Here is a 17,298-nt window from a genome sequence, read left to right on the forward strand (position 1 = left end):
CAGTCTCGGCACCGCCAGACTGGGTGAACTCACCTACCGGTTCCAGTCAACGACGATGGCGACCGACTCCGCCGTCATCGCGGTGAATCTCCCTGCTCGCTCGTTCTGCTGCGCAAGGTCGATCGGGGGCCAAAAGTTGGCCCTTTGGGCTACTTGGAACCACCGGATCGAATGCCACCATCGGGTCATGTTCAATGGTGACCCGATCAACCGGATCCACGTACCACCGCCACCGTTATTGCGGCGCAGAAGTTGGATTCGGGTTGTGGCCGGGTTGTGGTTCCTGGTGATGGGGATTGTCCCGACCGGCTTCATGATCCAGCAGGTACCGGTCTACTTCGGGCACTCTGGTGTCGACGGCATCCTGACGCTCTCCTCTTGTCGGTCGGTACCGGTGGGAAAGAGCGGATTGGTCCAGGAATGCAGAGGGACGTTCACCAGCGTTGGCGGCGTCTCGGTCGCTGATGTCAGTCTCGGTGATCCCGACCGCGAGCGGTCTTACCAGAGCGGCGATGCGGTGAGTGTCCATTACGTTGTGGACGACGGGGTCCCTACTGGCTACCAAGACTTCCGGACAGACTGCCCAGTTCGTGGGCGGGGGTGTCCTGTTCCTGCTTCTCATCCCGATCGGACTCGTCATCATCCTCCTGGGCCTGTTTCGTCCGTAGCAGCCCATCGATGGGAGTGCCTGCGTCGCCGGGTACTCCTTTGCCATCCGACTTTGAGCAGCCGTCGCCATCGCGCTGACAACGTCGCGGCATCGTGCTGACAATGTCCTGGCATCCTGGTGGCAGCGTCGAGTGCTCTCATGACCTGGGTTGAGTCCACCCGAGAAGGCGGCCGATCATGAACGGTCCCCGCCGGATTCGTTGAAGGAGAATGAGCTACATGGATCAAAAACCACGCTGGCGCGGAGTCCACAGGGTGATCGTCATGATCGGGGCCGTACTGGCGGCGGCCAGTTTCGGAGCAGCTACGCTTGTTGCTTCGCCGGCTCAGGCCGCACTCCAGCCGACTTCGATCAATCCCAACGAAGCGCACATAATTGAAAACCTGGCCACCGGACTATGTCTGGATGACAGCAATATCGGGACACGTACGCATTCGTGTAACAACTCGAGCTTTCAGTCTTGGAAAACCACGCCGGAGAATACCTCGGGCACACTGTGGAGGATCAGGAACGTTAATACCGGTGGTTGCCTGACGAACGGAACTAACGGATCGGTCTTTACGATCGCATGTCCAGCCGCCCCCGCACCGATCTCACTTAATAAAAAATGGTCTGTCCCGCTCGACTCGACGGGTGATACACCTGTGGCGATATTCGAATCCAACACGAACCCGTTTGGCTGTGTTCGAGACAATCCTGACGTAACTCCCGGGACTGGGCTAGGATTGTCTGGTTGTGGTGTCAATCCCAACTCTATTCGCTGGTTCATCAAAACCTAGTGCGTTTCCCGTTGGCAGCCTCAACGGTGTCGTGATTTCATCGTTGTTGGCCGGCCGCGGCACCAACGCAGCCCGCCGATGGGTGGGCGCCTGAGCGGACCGCCGAGGCGGCGGTCCGCTCTGGTCGTTCAATGCCTGAATAGCCACGCGACATCTGCTTCAGTTCCGGCGTAAGCGCCTCGGTCGCATGGCCCGACGGCCTGATCAACCCCTGATTCGCTTGGGCTAATCGCACGCTAACCGCAAGTGGCTAGGACCCGCGTTGGAGCACCTCTGCGATGAACTCCGCCTTGGCATTCGTATACGCCTCACGGTCGTGCCCGTGCTGATCCGCCAGCCGCCGTTTGAGGTCCTCGTAGCTTCTCACCAGCCGGTTGTCTTGCCGAAGCGCATCCCGGAAGGCGATCTGCTCCGCCCAGCGTGGATGGCCCGAGGGGATCACATGCAGGTGGGCAATCCGTCGCTGTCCGGTGCTGTCCGGTTTGACGAAAAATCGTCGCCACTGCCGTTGATCCAGCTCCGGCGGAACATAACACCACCCATCCGCGGCGAGCCGCTCCGACGCCTCGGCGACGACGACATCGGGATCGGCTACCGACGCCATGAGATCAATGATCGGCTTGGCGGCAAGCCCAGGAACAGCTGTCGAACCGACATGCTCGACACCATCGACCAACCACGGTCCGATCAATCGGGCCAATCGGGAGCACTCGATCCGGGCCGTCTCAGTCCACCGGCGATCATGGGCGTGCACCTCTGCCTTCTCATAGGCCCACGGGGGGACAGCGCCAGTCATGAGCCCACGCTAGTACGTTCGGCGACCGCCGCAGTTTTGCTGCCACGGGCCAACCCGCCTTCGTTGCGGGTAACGCTAGCGAGGGGCGGCGACGAGGCCGCTTTCGTACGCGGAAATCACCAGCTGTGCGCGGTCACGGGCGTTGAGTTTCGTTAACAGGTGGCCGATGTGTGTCTTGATCGTACCGATTCCGAGGCCCAGTTGGACCGCGATGTCGGGGTTCGAGAGACCGCGGGCGACCAGGGTCAGGACCTCGCGCTCACGGCCGGTCAGTGCGTCGAGCCCGACCGGACGCGGCGGCTCGGTCGGCATCCGGACGAACTCCGCGACCAGCCGCCGGGTCACCGATGGCGCGAGTAGGCAGTCGCCGGCCGCGACGATCCGGATCGCCTCCAACAAGTCGGCCGGTGGAGTGTCCTTCAGCAGGAACCCACTCGCGCCGGCCCGCAAAGCCGCGTAGACGGACGCATCCACGTCGAACATCGTCAGGACGAGTACGCGTACGTCCGGCAGCTCAGCGCAGATCCGCCGGGTCGCCTCGACGCCGTCCATCTCCGGCATCCGTACGTCCATAAGGACAACGTCCGGTTGGTCGCGCCGAGCCAGCTCGACCGCCTCGGCGCCGGTCACCGCCTCGCCGATCGCGGCGAGGTCCGGCGCCGAGTCGACGAGCAGGCGGAAGCTGCCGCGCAGCAGCGCCTGGTCGTCGGCCACCAACACCCGGATCACGCTGGCACCGGCTGGTACGGAAGTCGCGCGCTGACGGCGAACCCGCCGTCCGGCCGCGGACCGGCCGCGAACGATCCGCCGTACATAAGGACCCGTTCCGCATGCCGACCAGGCCGTGACCACCTTCGCCCGACGAGACGCGGGTGCCGTCGTCGGTGACCTCGACCCGGACCTCGCGCCCGTCACCGTTGATCACCACCCGGCACGATGCCGGCGCCGCGTGCTTGGTCACGTTGGTCAGCGCCTCCTGCACGATGCGGTAGACGGTCAGGTCGAGACCTTCCGGCAGCGCCCCGACGCCGTCGACCGTGAGCTCGACCCGTACGCCCGCGGTCTCGGCCCGTGCGGCCAGGTCCGGCAGGCCCGCGACGCGAGGCGGCGCGCCGAGCTCGACCGGCTCGGCACGCAGGACACCCAGCAGCTGCCGCATCTCGGCCAGCGCACCCCGGCTGGTGGTCTCGATGTCCCGCAACGCGTTTTCGGCCTCCTCGGGCTGGGCTCGCATCACGTGGTTGGCGACGCCGGCTTTTACCGCGATCACACCGATACTGTGCGCCACGATGTCGTGCAGCTCACGGGCGATCCGCGACCGCTCGTCCAGCACCGCACCGCACGCTCGGCCAGCTGTTCGGCCGCAACACGCCGAGCGGTCCGCCGGTCGCGGACCAACCGGCCCAGCGTCCATGCCGTGCCGAGCGCGACCGCTCCAAGGACCGCTTGGGAAACCTGCCGGCCGACCATCGGTCCGCCGGCGACCAGGCCCAGCACCAGCCCGGCGGCGCTCAACGTCGCGACCGTGACGGTCAACGCCTTTCGGCGTACGCGGTCGCGCAACGCGACCAGGTAGAACACGTACGTACGCGCTCGCGAAGAACGAGTCGACATCCGCGCCACCCACGTACATCGCCACCGAAACCGCGAACATGACAAGGAAAACCGGCAACGGCGCGGAACGGCGCACCGCGATGCCCACGGTGAGAGCGGTGACCGCCAGCTCCCAGAACCACCCGATCCGGATGGACGCGGGCGCGCTCAATAGGAAGACCGCCGCGTACGCCAGCGCGACCACACTGTCCAGCGCGACCAGCTCCCACGCCCGCAGTGGGCGGTTCGGCGGCAGCAGCTCGGTCACCTGGCGACGATATCCGCCGCGGCCAGGCGCCGCCTCTGACCGCAGGTTGATCCGCCGCGGCCCGTACCAGCCCGTGGTCGGACCGCGGATCTCGGCACGTACGCCGATGTACGCAGCTCATCGAGGGGGCACTTTGGAGCGGTGATAGCAAAACTCCTGACCGTGGCGGCGGCGGCCGCTCTTACGCCACCGGCACCAGCTGCTAAACCTGCGCCATGCACGGCCAGGACATCGCGTCAGGGGCCGTTGAATAGATGGGTGACAACACCTGTCGCGGTGTCCACCACCACGAGACTGTCGTTGGGCAACTGCACCAGGTCATAACCGGAGCTGCCAATGACCCCTACAACATTGGCTATTGGCCCACCGTAAGGGAAAGGCGCGGCACACAAGGCGGCACCGGACTTCAGGTTGAGTGAATCGTAGTGGCAGCCGCCAGTGTCGCCGTCCACCGGGAAACCCGCACAGGAAAAATCACGCTGACCGTCGTCGTACCGACGCTGACCAACTGGCTGGCTGGTGTCGGTAGGACTCGGCTCGGCTGCTGCCACAGCCGGCGGCCGCTGCTGACGTCGATTCCCCAGAGGTACCCGGCTTCGGCCGGTTTGGTGGCCTCGACAATAGCCACACCGTTCACAATCCCGTGCGGATGCAGGACATAGCCGGTGTTGCCGATCAGCTCTCGGACTTCCCCGGTGGACGGGTCAGCCAACCAAAGCCGCGCGTCCGGATTCGGACTGTCGGTCCATTCGGTGCCGCCGACCTGACTGCTTTGCGTCGAGCCCCAGGCGACCGGCACTGGGCCACCTCCTTGGTACGTGTGCTCCCAGCGCTTAGCGCCACTGGCCACGTCATAACCCTGCAAGCAGGTGAACGCGCCGGTGAAAACCACCATCAGGGACAGGTTGTCGGTGCTGAACCTCCAGTCTTCGAGGTGTTTCGGGTGGGCCGTCCCGCCAAAAACGCCACAGGACGGCGCCAGCGTCCGAGCCGAGCCGTTCGCGGCGTTGAAGAATCTCAGGCCGCGTACCTCCGGCGTCCCATCAGTCGGGTCGTCGACGGCAATCATTCCCCCGCCGGCATGCAAATACTGGGTGCTGGAGCTCACCCGCGCCTTCCATGCCGGCGCTCCATTGGACAACGCGAATGACTGGAGCGTGCCATCCAGGCTCAGCACCACGACGTGGTCGCCGACGACCGCCGCACACAGGCCGTCGCAAGAAGGCTTCAGGTCATCGGCCAGGGTTTTGCGCCAACGCTCGGCGCCAGTGGCAGGGTCGAAGCCGACAACCGTGTTTCGGTTAATCGCCACCGAAGTGCCGGCAACCGCCAACACCAGCCCGGCCCCGGTCGTACCGAAGTCCGGCCCCGTCCATACGGTGTTCCCGTTCCGAGGTGTCATCCGTCGTACGAAAACATTGCCGCCATGCAGTCGCACGTCGTACCCGAGCAACAACACGTCCTTGCTGGCGGGATCAGGAACCGGCACCGGGGCCCCCTCGATGGCGTACGAGGGAATCGACAAGGCATTCGGCGTCGGCCGGGTGGACGGAGACGGGATATCCACCCACGACGGGGGATCGGTCCGGCTCGCCGAACTCTTCAGCCAGGTGTCGTGAAGGTAAAGCGCCGTGGAGCCGAAAATCGGTATCCCGAGACCCAGCACCAGGGCCAGGATCGTCACCATCATGCTGGGCCGAATTCCTGATCCCGGTTGGCCCGCGGGAAAATCTGTCGGTGGCAGGACGCGGGCATCGGTCTTGACCGGTTTCGGCGTCGACGTACGAGCGTCGACCGGCCGGCGGGAGGCAGTCCGTGGCGCCGATCGTTGGCCGGCCGTCAGAACCCGCCGGGTGCGTTCAGGCGACCATCGCCGGTGCGGGTCCTTCTCCAACATGCCCAACAAAACCGGTTCCAGCCAACCGGCCCGCCGCATCGGGTCAGGCGGATCGGTGACCACGGCCGCCAAAGTCACCAACTGGTCGATCCGCGCGTACGGTAACCGCCCCTCCACAGCCGTATAGATGGTCGCGCCCAGCGAATAGAGGTCGCTGGACGGACCAACCTCGTCACCATGCAAACGCTCGGGCGCAAGATACGCCGGTGAGCCGAGCACATAGCTCGTTTCGGTGGTGGAGACATCGCCAAGCTGGAACGCGATGCCGAAATCGGTCAACGTCGCCCGGCCCTCGCCGTCAATCATCACGTTGGCGGGCTTGACATCCCGGTGCAGCACACCGGCTTCATGGGCGGCGCCGAGAGCATCCAGCAACGTGATGGCGATCGCGGCCGCTTCGTCGACCGACAGCGGACCGTCCTCCTGGATAATGTCGTCCAAGGAGCGCCCCGCCAACAACTCCATCACAATCCACGGTTGCTCGTCGACGGTCAGTACGTCGTAGACCTGGACGATCGACGGATGGTGCAACTTGGCGGCCAGCCGGGCTTCGCGCCGCAGCCTGGTAAAACTGTCCTCCCGAGCGGCGTCGGGCAGTTCCGCGGGCAGCCGTACGGCCTTGAGCGCGACTTGCCGGTCAAGGACCGTGTCTCGCGCCTTCCACACGGTCGCCATGCCGCCGGCGCCGATCCAGGCCAGGATTTCGTAACGCCCAGCAATCACACTTCCGACACCAACCGGCGCGCCATTCACGAATCCCAACGCTAGGCCGGCCGTGGTGTTTCCGATGCTTTCCGAGGCGCGTCAGCACTTTCGCGCATGCCCTTTCGATCGCCGGCGGCCAATGACGCGAATAGGACGATAAACGGTTGCATGACCAAGCGCACCTGTGCCCTATCGGGGCTGGTCACGGGTGCCCCGGGCCACCTATCGGGTAACGGCACGCACTTGGCCGGTCTCCCTGGCGACACTCACCGTATGGAGCTTGCGATTGGTGCGCTGGCACTCTTTGTCGGCAGGCACGAGGGATGCGGATGACCATTCGTACCTTGGTCGTCGTCGGGGTGGTCGTGCTCTGTCTGGTGGATTCCCTCGCGCTCACGGCGAGGGGGTCCAGGATGATTTGGGTAGCCATCCGCAGCCGTACGATCGCGATCCCACCGATGCAGGACGTTGCTTTCCTGCGCGGCGGTAGGGAAGCGGCCGTGCTCACCTCGACCGCGTTCCTTTACGTGACTGGGTCAATCGCGGCCGTGCCGTACGACGCGCCGCCACCTGGCATCGCTCCGCCCGTACCGGCTGCTGCCGTCGTCCAGGACCGCCAGGGGCACTACCTGCTGCGGGTGGTCCGAGAGGCCCCTGCCCGGCCACAGCCAGCTGGATGCCGCGGTGTGGACGGAGCTGGCTCAGCGTCCGGGACTGCGGTTCAGCGACATCGCCGAAGCGGGCCGCGTGACTTGGGCCGTCACCGATCTCCAGGAGCGCCTGCGAGCACACGGGGGGCTTTCCCTTCCGAGGCCTACAAATGGTTCACCGTGACGCTATTCGTGCTGGCCTTAGCAGCTATTCCCTATTACTTCGTGTTGGCATGCATCCGTATGTCGATCGCGCCGCTGGACAGCGACAACCCACGCGGATTCGCGCTCTGTGTATTCGTCATCGCCAGCATTGCCGCGGTCGTCGGGCTCCTGTACGGCCGTCGACTGTCCGTACGCGGCGACGCCGTGGTCCGGCGCATCGGTCGGCAGCTCCCGCCCCACCTGGCGCAGACGGCTTGGCCGACTGTCGCCGCGGCGACAGTCGGCTTGATCGTGGCGACCTACGGCGGTGCCGCGATCTGGCCGGGCGACCCGCGGTTCGCCCAGGCGGCCAGCATCGAACTCACTACCGGCATCCCACTCAAGAGCAGCAACAAAGCGGCGGGCTGCAGTGGCTCGTCATGCAGCGGAGGCGACTCAGGGGGTGCGGGAGCGGCTGCGGAGGCTGTGGCGGCGCCAGCTGACGGACGGTCAGCTGATGCGCTCGGCCAGTTCGACGATGATCCCGGCAGGGCCTCGGAGGTAGCACAGGCCACCAGCTGTCCTCGTAGTTCACCAGCTCGCCGACGAGTTCGCCGCCGTGCGGCTTCAGACGGTCGATGAGGTCCTTGATGTCCTTGACTTCAAAAAGGACATGACGCAGGCCAGGCACGTTCGACGGAGCCCGCTGGTCGCCGGCCGGCGCCGGCGGCTCGTTGTACTTGAGCAGCTCGAGCGCGGCATTGCCGTCGGGAGTCCGCATCATCGCCATGTCCGTACGGACACCCTCGAGCCCGTTGATGCGATCGACCGCGCGGCCCTCAAGCGCCATCTCGCCTTCCAGCTTGAGTCCGAGTTCGCCGAAAAAAGCCACGGCGGCGGCAAGATCGTCGACGACGATGCCGAGGTGTTCGAATCTCGGGAAGCTCATGCGTGTTCCTTCCTCATGACCACTGCGTCCATGGTGAGCCTAGGAAAGATCGTGCTGGCGCAGGAGGCCCGCCCGTACGCACAAACACGACTCCATCGGCAACGAACACCTCAGCCGACGGTGCTGGCCCGGACGGCGAGCTGGTAGTTGGCGACGAACTCGGTGGGCTCGGCATCCTCTCCCCGCAGCCGGCGCATCAGCCGTTCGACGGCCAGCGCGGCGATCTGGGCCTTGTCCGGACTGATCGTGGTGAGCGACGGATGGCTGTAGCGACCGTCCTCGATGTCGTCGAAACCGACGATGGCCAGGTCCTCGGGAACCGCCAGGCCCTGCTCATGAGCGACCTTGAGGGCGCCCAACGCCAGCAGATCATTGCAACAGAGCAGCGCGTCCGGCGGTTCCGGGAGCGCCAGCAACTGCCGCGCCGCGGCGGCGCCGTCCGCCCGGTGCAAGTACCGCGTACTCACGAGCAGATCCTCCGGCGCCTCAAGATCCCATTCCGCGAGCGCCCGCAGATAACCCTGGGCTCGCATGGTGGTCGTGCCGTCCCACTCCCCCGACGGATAACCGATGGCGGCGATGCGCCGCCGCCCCAGCCCCAGCAAATGGGTGGTCGCCTCGTGTACGCCGCGGCCACATTGTCGATCATGATGTGGTCGAACCCGCCGTCAACGATTTGCTCGCCCAGCAGGACAACCGGGCCCCCGGAGCGTTGCCGCAGGTCGTCGACGGTAATTGACACCGGGCTCAGGATCAGGCCGTCGAACAACGCGGCCCGTGCGCCGCCGAGCACCACTTCCCGCTCACGAGCGGCATCCCCGTCGGTCTGGTCGACGACCACGGTGTAGCCGTACGCTTCGGCCTGGCCGATGATCGACCGGGTCAACTCGGCGAAATAGGGAACGTCGATTTCCGGGACCACCAAGGCGATCATCCCGGACCGCCCGCTGCGCAACGTCCGTGCCATCAGGTTCGGCTGGTAGCCCACCCGGTCGAGCACTTCCTGCACCCGGGCCCGGGTCTGCGGCGCGACGTGATGGAACCCATTGACGACGTTCGACACCGTCCGTACGGACACGCCAGCGAGCTTGGCGACCTCTCGCAACGTGACCGCCATCCAGCCTCCACCACACACTCGCTTTTCGCCGGGCCTCACCTTACCCGCCGGGTCGAAAAGCCGAGTGATTTCAGACGCTGCGCAACACCGAGACGACAATGCCCAGCACGACAGCGTTGTCACCGTCGATGACGTCGTACTCGGGGTTGCGCGGCTCCAGGAAAACGTGACCGTTACGCCGGCGATAGACCTTGACGGTGGCTTCCTCGTCGATCATCGCGGCGACGATCTGACCTGAATACGCCTCTTGTTGCTGTCGTACGACGACGAGGTCGCCATCGCAGATCGCCGCGTCGACCATCGAGTTTCCGCGTACGCGCAAACCGAAAACGTTGCCGCGGCCGGTCAGCTCGCGAGGCAGCTTGAGGAGGTCGTCGACGTGCTCGACGGCCGAGATGGGGGTGCCGGCAGCGATGTCGCCCACCACCGGCACGGTGACCGAGTCATCGGAGACCTCCCGGGTGGGCGCCTCCGGCAGGAAGGCCCGGACGTCGATGGGTCGCGACATTGTCGAGAGCTGCGCCTCAGAAAACCGCCTTCCTCCAGGCTCGCGAGGTGCTTGGACACCGAGGACGAGGACCGCAGTCCGACCGCGTCGCCGATCTGCCGGGTGCTCGGCGAATAGCCGTACCGAACCACCCAGTCCCGGATCGCGAGCAGAATGCGGCGCTGCCGTTCCGGCAGGGTCGAGGTGTCCAGATGCTCAAAAGCGTCGAGATCAGCGGTCACTCGCGAATGGTAGAAGAGGTGGTTTCCCGGTCCCGGACCGGGCCGTCGTCCCGCTGCGCAAACAAAAAACTGGGCGCCGGCCAGCACCGCTAGCAGCAGGCCGGCCACCGCCAGCAGGGTACGGAACTGGCCGCCCGCGCCCAGGCCGGCGAGGCCCCAGACCAGCATGATCGCCGCGGTCATCCCGTTGGCCAGCGCGATCATCCGTACGACCGGTGCCTCCGGACGTACCGACAGCCAGCCGAGCGCGACGGCCACAACCAGCAGCACCAGCGCAAACGCGACCAACGCGGGCGACCCGAGCCAGCCGGGCAGCGTCCAGCGGTCGGTGCCCAGCAGTCGGTACGCGAGCATCAACGAAGCGGCGGCCAGCACGGTTTCCAGCGCCGCGTCCAGACGCAAGAGGGTACGCATCGGGTTCTCCTTTCGGTTCCGCAGCCAGTGTAGCGGTCGCTACATCAGATGTGAAGCGGTTGCTACACTTCCGGTCGTGGAGCGCCGCACCGAACTCGCCCAGGGGGCCCTTTCGTACGTCCTGGACCAAGGCCTGGTCGGGCTGTCGCTCCGGCCGCTCGCGGCGGCCCTGGGCACCAGCGACCGGATGCTGATCTATCACTTCGGCAGCAAGGAAAACCTGATCGCCGAGGTGCTCGCACTGGCCAACCAGGAGATGGTCAGGAACTTCGACGCGCCAGACCTGCACATTCCGAGCGTGCCAGAACTTGTCCGCTATGCCTGGGAAAGACTCAAGGATCCGGGCACCGCCGGCACCACCGGGCTCTATTTGGAGCTCTGCGTCCTGTCGATCCGCGAGCCGGGCCGCTGGGCCGCCGCCCATCAGCGGTTACGCGCGCCATGGCTGGAACTGCTCCGGACGGCGCTGACCGAACTGGGCGTGCCGGATGCGCGCGTACCAGTGCTGGCGGATCTCATTCTGGATGCCCTCGACGGGCTGCTGTTGGACCGGATGGTGAGCCCGGACGCCACCCACGCCGATGCGGCGGCCGCGGCCTTCGCCGACCTCCTGGAGTGACCTTACTGTAACTTTGGGATAGATTTAACCCGATTTGTCGGGCTGTCTACGGAGGCAAGGGACATGAACGTCAAGATCGCGATCGGTGCCGCGGTGGCCGTTGCCTCGGTGGCCCTGCTGCTGCCGGCCACCGCTGTCGCCGCGCCTGTAGACCGCTGCCTTGGCACGATCGGCATGCAGATCGACGACCTGCGGGCGAGCCGCCCGGCCCAGCAGATCCAGGCCATCTACCCGGGCGAACTCGCCACCGCTCTACATCAAGGACCGGATCACCGTCAATCTCGACGACGCCGGCTACGTGCAGGCCTGCCGTCTGGGCTGACCTGCTCAGTAGCCTGCTTCGCATGGCATTGCGCGAAGTTCCGGTCTCGGCCAGCCGTACGCTCGACCATCGGGCATATCACGTTCACCCGTGGTCCGGTGGATTCCTGGCCGCCTCCGCGAAGGGACAGGCGACCGTTCTGAGCCCCACCCTGGAGATCGTCCAGCGGGTCGACCTGGGAAGGATTTCCGCTGTCGCGCTGGCCAATGACGGGGTGACCTGGGCCTGGATCAGCGCGGACGTGCTGCGGATCGGTGATCCGCAAGGGAAGAACGTCGCCGCGGCGGTTCCGGGAGCGGACTCGTGTCGATGGACCTCGGACGGCGAGCTTTGGGTGACGGCAGTCGAGCGCGGTGAAACGGCCGGCTTTACTCATAACGTGACCATTGACGTACGCGACAGGGAAAATCACGTCCTGCGTACAGTCACCGTGACCGATCCGTTCTGGGGCTCCGCCGTCGCGCCGTACGAGTCGTACGACAACGACTCGATGGTCGTCTGGTTCGCGACCGGCCAGGACGGCCAGCAGAGTTGGCTGTTTCGCAAGGAAAACACCAGCCTCGTCCACCAAGTACTGCCCTGCTCCCAAGACCACACTCCGCCGGTCTTCGGACCAGAGGGCGACTGGTTCGTCTATGCGCAGGAAAGTGCGCTCGTACGGGTCGAATGGCCGAGCGGCCAAGAATCAGGACGACTGGAGTGGGCGAAAGTGCAGCCGGACGAGGAAACCGACGACGGAGCCGGCAATGACGTACAGCTGCTGCCTGACGGCTATGCCAGCTGGAATTCGTCCAACGGGCTGATCGTCATCGTTGATCTCGACACCATGGAGATCGCCGACGAAATCTCCCTGGCCGGGCATCCGGTCGGCACGGTCGAAGACTTCTATCCCACTCCACATGGCCGAAACGACACCCCGTACTCGTTTTCAGCTTCAGCGTGCCGGGTCACGACGGATCATTGCTGGCTTTGTACGGCTACCACGAGCTGGCTCTCACGTCCGCTCGCGACTGGGCACCGAATCGCTGACCCGGCCTGGGCCGTGTTTCCCAACCCTCAGGCCGGGCCAGCGAATCTCAAGCCGCGTAAGCCTTTTCACCAATCCAGGTGGCCAGATTGGCCGTGCTGATGGTGTATTGCTTGGGCACATTGTGCCAGCTGGAACCGGTCGGGCCGGCGCCGGCCGGATCGGCGATGACGGCACTGTCGCCACTGCTCGCATAGCCGACAATCGCCACGTAGTGGTAAATCGTGCCGCTCGGATAGCCCGGCGGCCGCCAGCCACTGACCACATTCCCGACCATCGCGTAGCCGTGGTCGATATCGAAAACCAGATCTTGCTTGAGCAAGGCGCGCTGCGCCGCCGTGGGTGGATCGCTGATCGGCTTTCGCGCGTACCAACCGGTGTTCAGGTAGTGGTTGAGCGCGGAAACAACGTTGGAAATGTCGTCGGTGCCATTCTCGTCGGTGCCCTCCCACGCACCGATGGTGTCCTGCGACGGCGGCGATGCCATCCGGGCGCTCAGCGCCATTTTCGTCGCGGTCGGCCCGCAGTTGTAGTCGTACTTCTGCCGTTCCCATTTGTACGACAGTGTTTTCGCGGTCGCTGGCACGGCCCCGAGAACCCCCGCCGGCACCATGGCATCGGTTGACGCGCTGGCCGTCGTCGGGCCAAAACCCAGCAGGCCCATGAGTAAGGCGGTGGCCCCCACTATCGCCACCATAAACTGACGTTTGATCACCGTTCTCCCATCCCTCCACAGTGACAACCGTGCGGCCAGGATGCGGCGACCGCCAACGATCGCGCTGCCTGTTTCAGCCTCAGCCAAAAGCGCTCCAAGAAAGGCCGGCATCGCTGGACATTTCGCACCCCGACCAGTCTGCACACTCGGCCGGTACGGGCAGATTGGTCCGGAAACCCACACTATCAGTGCGAAAGCCGTGATAGGAAGCGGACAATGACGAAAAGTATTGCCACCGATGGATCGGTGAACACTTCGGCAGGACGGGTCGCCCATCCGGGGCTCGCCCTCGCGGTCATCGTGTGTTGCCAGCTGATGATGGTGCTGGACGGCACGATCGTGAACATCGCGCTGCCCAAGATTCAGGCCGCCATGACACTGTCGACCGGGAATCTTTCGTGGGTGGTCAACGCGTACACGCTGACTTTTGGCGGCTTGTTGCTGCTCGGCGGCCGGGCCGGCGACATTCTCGGCCGGCGGCGGGTGCTGGTCGCCGGTGTTTTGTTGTTCACCGTCGCGGCGGCGATCGGCGGCATGGCACCAACCGCGGGTTGGCTGATCGCGGCCCGCGCGGTGATGGGTGTGGGCGCGGCCATCGCGGCGCCGACCGCGCTCGGACTCATCGCGACGACTTTCGCCGAAGGGCCCGCGCGCGTACGTGCATTGACCGTTTTTGCCGTGGTTTCGGCGAGCAGTATGGCTTTGGGGCTGATTGTCGGCGGTGCGCTGGTCACCCTGTCCTGGCGCTGGGTGATGTGGATCAACGTACCGATCGGGCTGGCGGTGGCCATTCTCGCGCCACTGGTGCTGCCGGAGTCACCGCGCTCCTCCGGCCGGTTCGACGCGGTCGGCGCACTTTTGTCAGCAATAGGACCGGTCCTGCTCGTCTACGGCTTTATCGCCGCTTCTTCGCAAGGCTGGCTCGCTCCGGTGACCCTCGGCTCCTTCAGTGCCGCGATCGTGCTTCTCGGGGCATTCCTTTTGGTGGAATCCCGCGCCGAACAGCCGATCATGCCGCTGAGCCTTTTCGCGAACAGAGATCGCGCCGGCGCGTACGCGATCCGGCTGCTGCTGACCGCGGCGATGAGCGGCTACATGTTTTTCGTACCATTGTTCATGCAGGACGTGCTTGGTGTCGGGCCGCTGGCCACCGGGCTGGGTTTCCTTCCCAGCACGATCATCTTGGTCACCGCTACCCGACTGACTGGCCGGGTGATGGCCCGTACCGGCCGCAAGCCCATGTTGGTGGCCGGCGCGGTGATCACCGCCGCGGGAATGCTGTGGCTGTGCACGATTTCCCGTGAGAGCAGCTATGTCTCGGCCATTTTGGCGCCGATGGTGCTGACTGGTTTGGGCGCTGGACTGCTTTTTTTGTCGCCCTCACGTTTGTCGTCCTCGCCGAGGTGCCGGCCGAGCAGTCCGGTGCCGCCTCGGGTGCGTTGCAGAGCATGCAGCAGTTCGGCGGCTCGCTCGGGGTCGCGGTCCAGGTCACCGTTTTCGCGGCGGCCGGCCAGGGACTGGCCGGCCTGGACAAACTGGACGGGTTGGTCACCGGTATTCGCGGTGCCTTTGTTGCCGGCACAGTTTTTTCGATCGTGTTGCTGGTGATCGCGGTGACCGTGGTACGCGGTCAGCCGGCCGGCGCGGCTGGGTCACGGAACTGAAGGCGTAGCTCGAAAAAATACCGGCGGCCGGCGGCGTCCGGCAGCCAGGCATCGTCCGGCTCCGGCAGCATTTCGGAGAACACCACGCCCACGTCGTCGCCAGCCGCCCGGAACATCGCGCAGCAGGACGAAATGTAGCGCGGGCTGGTGAAATCCACGTAGACCGGTTTGATCTCGCTGCTCAACCGTACGAAAACCCGCTCCGGCATGCCCATCCGGCGCCGGAACCGACGGCCGGCGAGAAACTGATCCTGCTGGCCAACCACCTTGCCGAGGCCAGTCTCGCCGACGGTCGTGCGCCACGTCTCCCGCCCAACGACCAGCCGGTCCAGCGTGACCCGCGGGCTGTACGCGCCGCCGGAAGTGAGGCGGAATGCGTCGGTGGCCAGCCATCCCATCAGTAGCGCGAAAAAATCAGCCAGCGGCCGGCTGGACCCATCGGCACCCACCGCAACCACCACGCCTTCGCGCTCCATCAAGGTGAAAGCGGTGATCGGCAGCAGCCGGGCCGGGTCGCCGCCAGGTGCCGCGGCAAAGGCGAAACTGCTCGTCCGTACGCCCCAGCACGGGCGCGATCCGCGCGGTGTAGCGCGGCCAGTCGGTCGGATACAGCGGCCGGATCTGCGGGCCGATGTCGGCGGCCGCGGCCGCATACAGGCTTTCCGGATCTGGGTGCCGGTCCACGAAAACCGCGCAGTCCAGGGTCGGCCAGGCCGCGTGCATCTCCCCCAGCACCATGCTGAATTCACCCCGAGCCAGCGCCTGCGCGCTGGTCGCGGCGATCTGGAGATCGGGGCTGTGAATCCGGCCGCCGGGCCAGCCGGGTCGCTCGGCCGGGAACAACTCGGCGACCTGAGCTGCCAGGTCCGCGCTGCGAATCTCGATCCGGCGGGTGCCAGGACCGGCGGTGTCCAGTCCAAACAGTGTCGCCCATTTTAGCGCAAAATCGACGGCGACCCGGTCCGCCGGCCGACCAGAACCGGTCAGCAATCCCTGCGCGGGCCCCCAGAACTGGCTGAGCGGCAGTTCTTTCGCATCGCCGGCCAGTTCAAGGAAAAGATCACGAAGAGCGTCGTCGTACGTCCGCGCCACCGTCGCCGACAGCCAGCGCGCGGCCGGCAACAGCACCGCCATCGGTCCTGCCAATGCGGTCAGCAACGGCCCACCGACGACCAGGTCGACATCGCGAACCGTTTCCTCGTAACAAAGTTTACGGCCGGCGTACATCTGCCCGGCCCGGTGTTCGGGCTCCGCACCGGTGACCGCGGTGAACTCGGAGTCCAACACGGCGAGCGCGGCAGCCAGCCGGTCCGGGTCACCGGCCGCCTCGCTCACCGCGTCCCGGGCCGCCTCCAACCGGTCCAACCCAGCCCGCGCCCGCTCGGCGGCGACCGGCTCCTGGATCGCCTCAACGGTGGCTCGCAGGACCTGAATGGCCCGCGGGTTGTACGGCATGTCAACGCCCCAGCGAACAATGCCGCGCTGGGCAAGTTTGTCCAACACCGCAAGCATTTCAGTGGCGTCGTCGACCAGGTCCAGCGCGGCCGCGTGCATCGCCGGGCGGCCGTCGCAGCGGGCCACCAGCGCGGCCTCCGTGGTGGAAAGCTCTATCGGCCCGTCCGGATGCCGGACCACCGCGGCATTTTCGTCGAAGCTCAGGTGCGACTGGATCGTCACCGGCAGCCACGGCCGCACCACCGGATCAGCGGCCAGCTGATCACAGTACCGGTCAAGTGCCCAGTATTCCAGGAAAGTTTCCCGGGACCGGGTCAGCGATGGACCGGCACTGACCCGTACGGCCGGCGCCTGCGGGTCCACCACACCCCAGGTGACCGGGAAAAAAAAAAACCGATGGTCTCGTTCTTCGCGCAGTACCGCTGCCAATATCGCGCGACCATCAGCTCCCGAGCCCGCCGTTTGTGACGTGCCCGATTGTTCCCGGTTGGCGCCGGATCCGCCGCGACGGTGGCCAGAATCGGCACCAGCGCTGGGTTCTGCCAGGCGACCGCCTCGCGGAACAACGGATCGCCGGCGATCTCCGAGATGGCGGCGCTGGAGAGCAGGTTTGCCCGTTCGTACGCCTCGAAGAATGCCTTATAGTCTCCCGATTCCAGTGCCTCATCGGCCAGCGTGGCCACTTCCGGCGCGGCCAGCCGGATCAGTCCGTCAGCCGGGAATCCGCCGGTCCGCAACACGGCGTCCCGCCAAACAGTCCAGTCGGTGCCGGGCAACGGGACCAA

General features: G+C 65.7%; 14 protein-coding genes and 2 pseudogenes. 4 read left to right on the forward strand and 12 right to left on the reverse strand.

What is annotated here, in order from left to right:
* Positions 1 to 933 precede the first annotated feature (933 nt).
* A complete protein-coding gene (locus tag GNX96_RS64395; protein WP_390624108.1) occupies positions 934 to 1,449 on the forward strand; it encodes an RICIN domain-containing protein in 516 nt (171 codons plus the stop codon).
* Between the two features lie 250 nt (positions 1,450 to 1,699).
* On the opposite strand, the gene GNX96_RS21590 is transcribed toward GNX96_RS64395, so the two are convergent.
* From GNX96_RS21590 to lexA, 8 genes and pseudogenes are all read right to left on the reverse strand, one after another.
* Positions 1,700 to 2,245, reverse strand: coding sequence for a GrpB family protein (locus GNX96_RS21590; RefSeq protein ID WP_163569464.1), 546 nt, complete (start codon positions 2,243 to 2,245; stop codon positions 1,700 to 1,702).
* Positions 2,246 to 2,320: 75 nt separating this feature from the next.
* Complete coding sequence (locus GNX96_RS21595) at positions 2,321 to 3,160, reverse strand: response regulator transcription factor (RefSeq protein ID WP_313885734.1); 840 nt, start codon at positions 3,158 to 3,160, stop codon at positions 2,321 to 2,323.
* Positions 3,161 to 3,383: 223 nt separating this feature from the next.
* A pseudogene (locus GNX96_RS61275) lies at positions 3,384 to 3,899 on the reverse strand (histidine kinase dimerization/phosphoacceptor domain-containing protein); the annotation flags it as partial.
* A gap of 613 nt (positions 3,900 to 4,512) precedes the next feature.
* Positions 4,513 to 6,726, reverse strand: coding sequence for a protein kinase domain-containing protein (locus GNX96_RS21610; protein WP_163569467.1), 2,214 nt, complete (start codon positions 6,724 to 6,726; stop codon positions 4,513 to 4,515).
* 1,176 nt (positions 6,727 to 7,902) lie between these two features.
* Positions 7,903 to 8,451, reverse strand: a complete 549-nt coding sequence (locus GNX96_RS21615; protein ID WP_279581076.1) for a VOC family protein — start codon at positions 8,449 to 8,451, stop codon at positions 7,903 to 7,905.
* Between the two features lie 110 nt (positions 8,452 to 8,561).
* On the reverse strand, positions 8,562 to 9,032 hold the full coding sequence (locus tag GNX96_RS53965) for a LacI family DNA-binding transcriptional regulator (RefSeq protein WP_279581112.1): 471 nt from the start codon (positions 9,030 to 9,032) through the stop codon (positions 8,562 to 8,564).
* Positions 8,915 to 9,568, reverse strand: coding sequence for a LacI family DNA-binding transcriptional regulator (locus GNX96_RS53970; RefSeq protein WP_279581077.1), 654 nt, complete (start codon positions 9,566 to 9,568; stop codon positions 8,915 to 8,917). Before GNX96_RS53970 ends, GNX96_RS53965 begins: the two co-directional genes overlap by 118 nt.
* Positions 9,569 to 9,638: 70 nt before the next feature.
* Positions 9,639 to 10,297, reverse strand: a pseudogene (lexA, locus tag GNX96_RS21625) (transcriptional repressor LexA).
* 490 nt (positions 10,298 to 10,787) lie between these two features.
* On the opposite strand from lexA, the gene GNX96_RS53975 reads away from it, so the two are divergent.
* Both GNX96_RS53975 and GNX96_RS21635 read left to right on the forward strand, forming a co-directional pair.
* Positions 10,788 to 11,330: a TetR/AcrR family transcriptional regulator gene (locus GNX96_RS53975; RefSeq protein WP_279581078.1), complete on the forward strand. Its 543-nt coding sequence runs from the start codon at positions 10,788 to 10,790 to the stop codon at positions 11,328 to 11,330.
* Positions 11,331 to 11,674: 344 nt separating this feature from the next.
* On the forward strand, positions 11,675 to 12,781 hold the full coding sequence (locus tag GNX96_RS21635; RefSeq protein WP_163569469.1) for a hypothetical protein: 1,107 nt from the start codon (positions 11,675 to 11,677) through the stop codon (positions 12,779 to 12,781).
* On the opposite strand, the gene GNX96_RS21640 is transcribed toward GNX96_RS21635, so the two are convergent.
* Complete coding sequence (locus GNX96_RS21640; RefSeq protein ID WP_163569470.1) at positions 12,729 to 13,394, reverse strand: C39 family peptidase; 666 nt, start codon at positions 13,392 to 13,394, stop codon at positions 12,729 to 12,731. The genes GNX96_RS21635 and GNX96_RS21640 overlap by 53 nt on opposite strands.
* A gap of 216 nt (positions 13,395 to 13,610) precedes the next feature.
* Between GNX96_RS21640 and GNX96_RS21645 the strand changes: the two genes are divergently transcribed.
* The gene (locus GNX96_RS21645) at positions 13,611 to 15,002 is read left to right on the forward strand and encodes an MFS transporter (RefSeq protein ID WP_279581079.1); all 1,392 of its coding nucleotides are present in this window, start codon (positions 13,611 to 13,613) and stop codon (positions 15,000 to 15,002) included.
* A gap of 22 nt (positions 15,003 to 15,024) precedes the next feature.
* Here GNX96_RS21645 and GNX96_RS53980 read toward each other — a convergent pair whose 3' ends face one another.
* From GNX96_RS53980 to GNX96_RS53990, 3 genes are read right to left on the reverse strand one after another with little or no spacing between them, the layout of a single operon-like run.
* Positions 15,025 to 15,507 (reverse strand): hypothetical protein, encoded by a 483-nt coding sequence (locus GNX96_RS53980; RefSeq protein WP_279581080.1) that lies wholly within the window; start codon positions 15,505 to 15,507, stop codon positions 15,025 to 15,027.
* Entirely contained in the window at positions 15,473 to 16,876 is a 1,404-nt protein-coding gene (locus GNX96_RS53985; protein WP_279581081.1) for a lantibiotic dehydratase, read from the reverse strand. The genes GNX96_RS53980 and GNX96_RS53985 overlap by 35 nt, the downstream gene beginning before the upstream one ends.
* The gene (locus tag GNX96_RS53990) at positions 16,828 to 17,289 is read right to left on the reverse strand and encodes a lantibiotic dehydratase (protein ID WP_279581082.1); all 462 of its coding nucleotides are present in this window, start codon (positions 17,287 to 17,289) and stop codon (positions 16,828 to 16,830) included. The genes GNX96_RS53985 and GNX96_RS53990 overlap by 49 nt, the downstream gene beginning before the upstream one ends.
* Between the last annotated feature and the right edge of the window lie 9 nt (positions 17,290 to 17,298).

Origin of the sequence: Fodinicola feengrottensis (genome assembly GCF_010993775.1) — a bacterium.
GTDB lineage: Bacteria > Actinomycetota > Actinomycetes > Mycobacteriales > HKI-0501 > Fodinicola > Fodinicola feengrottensis.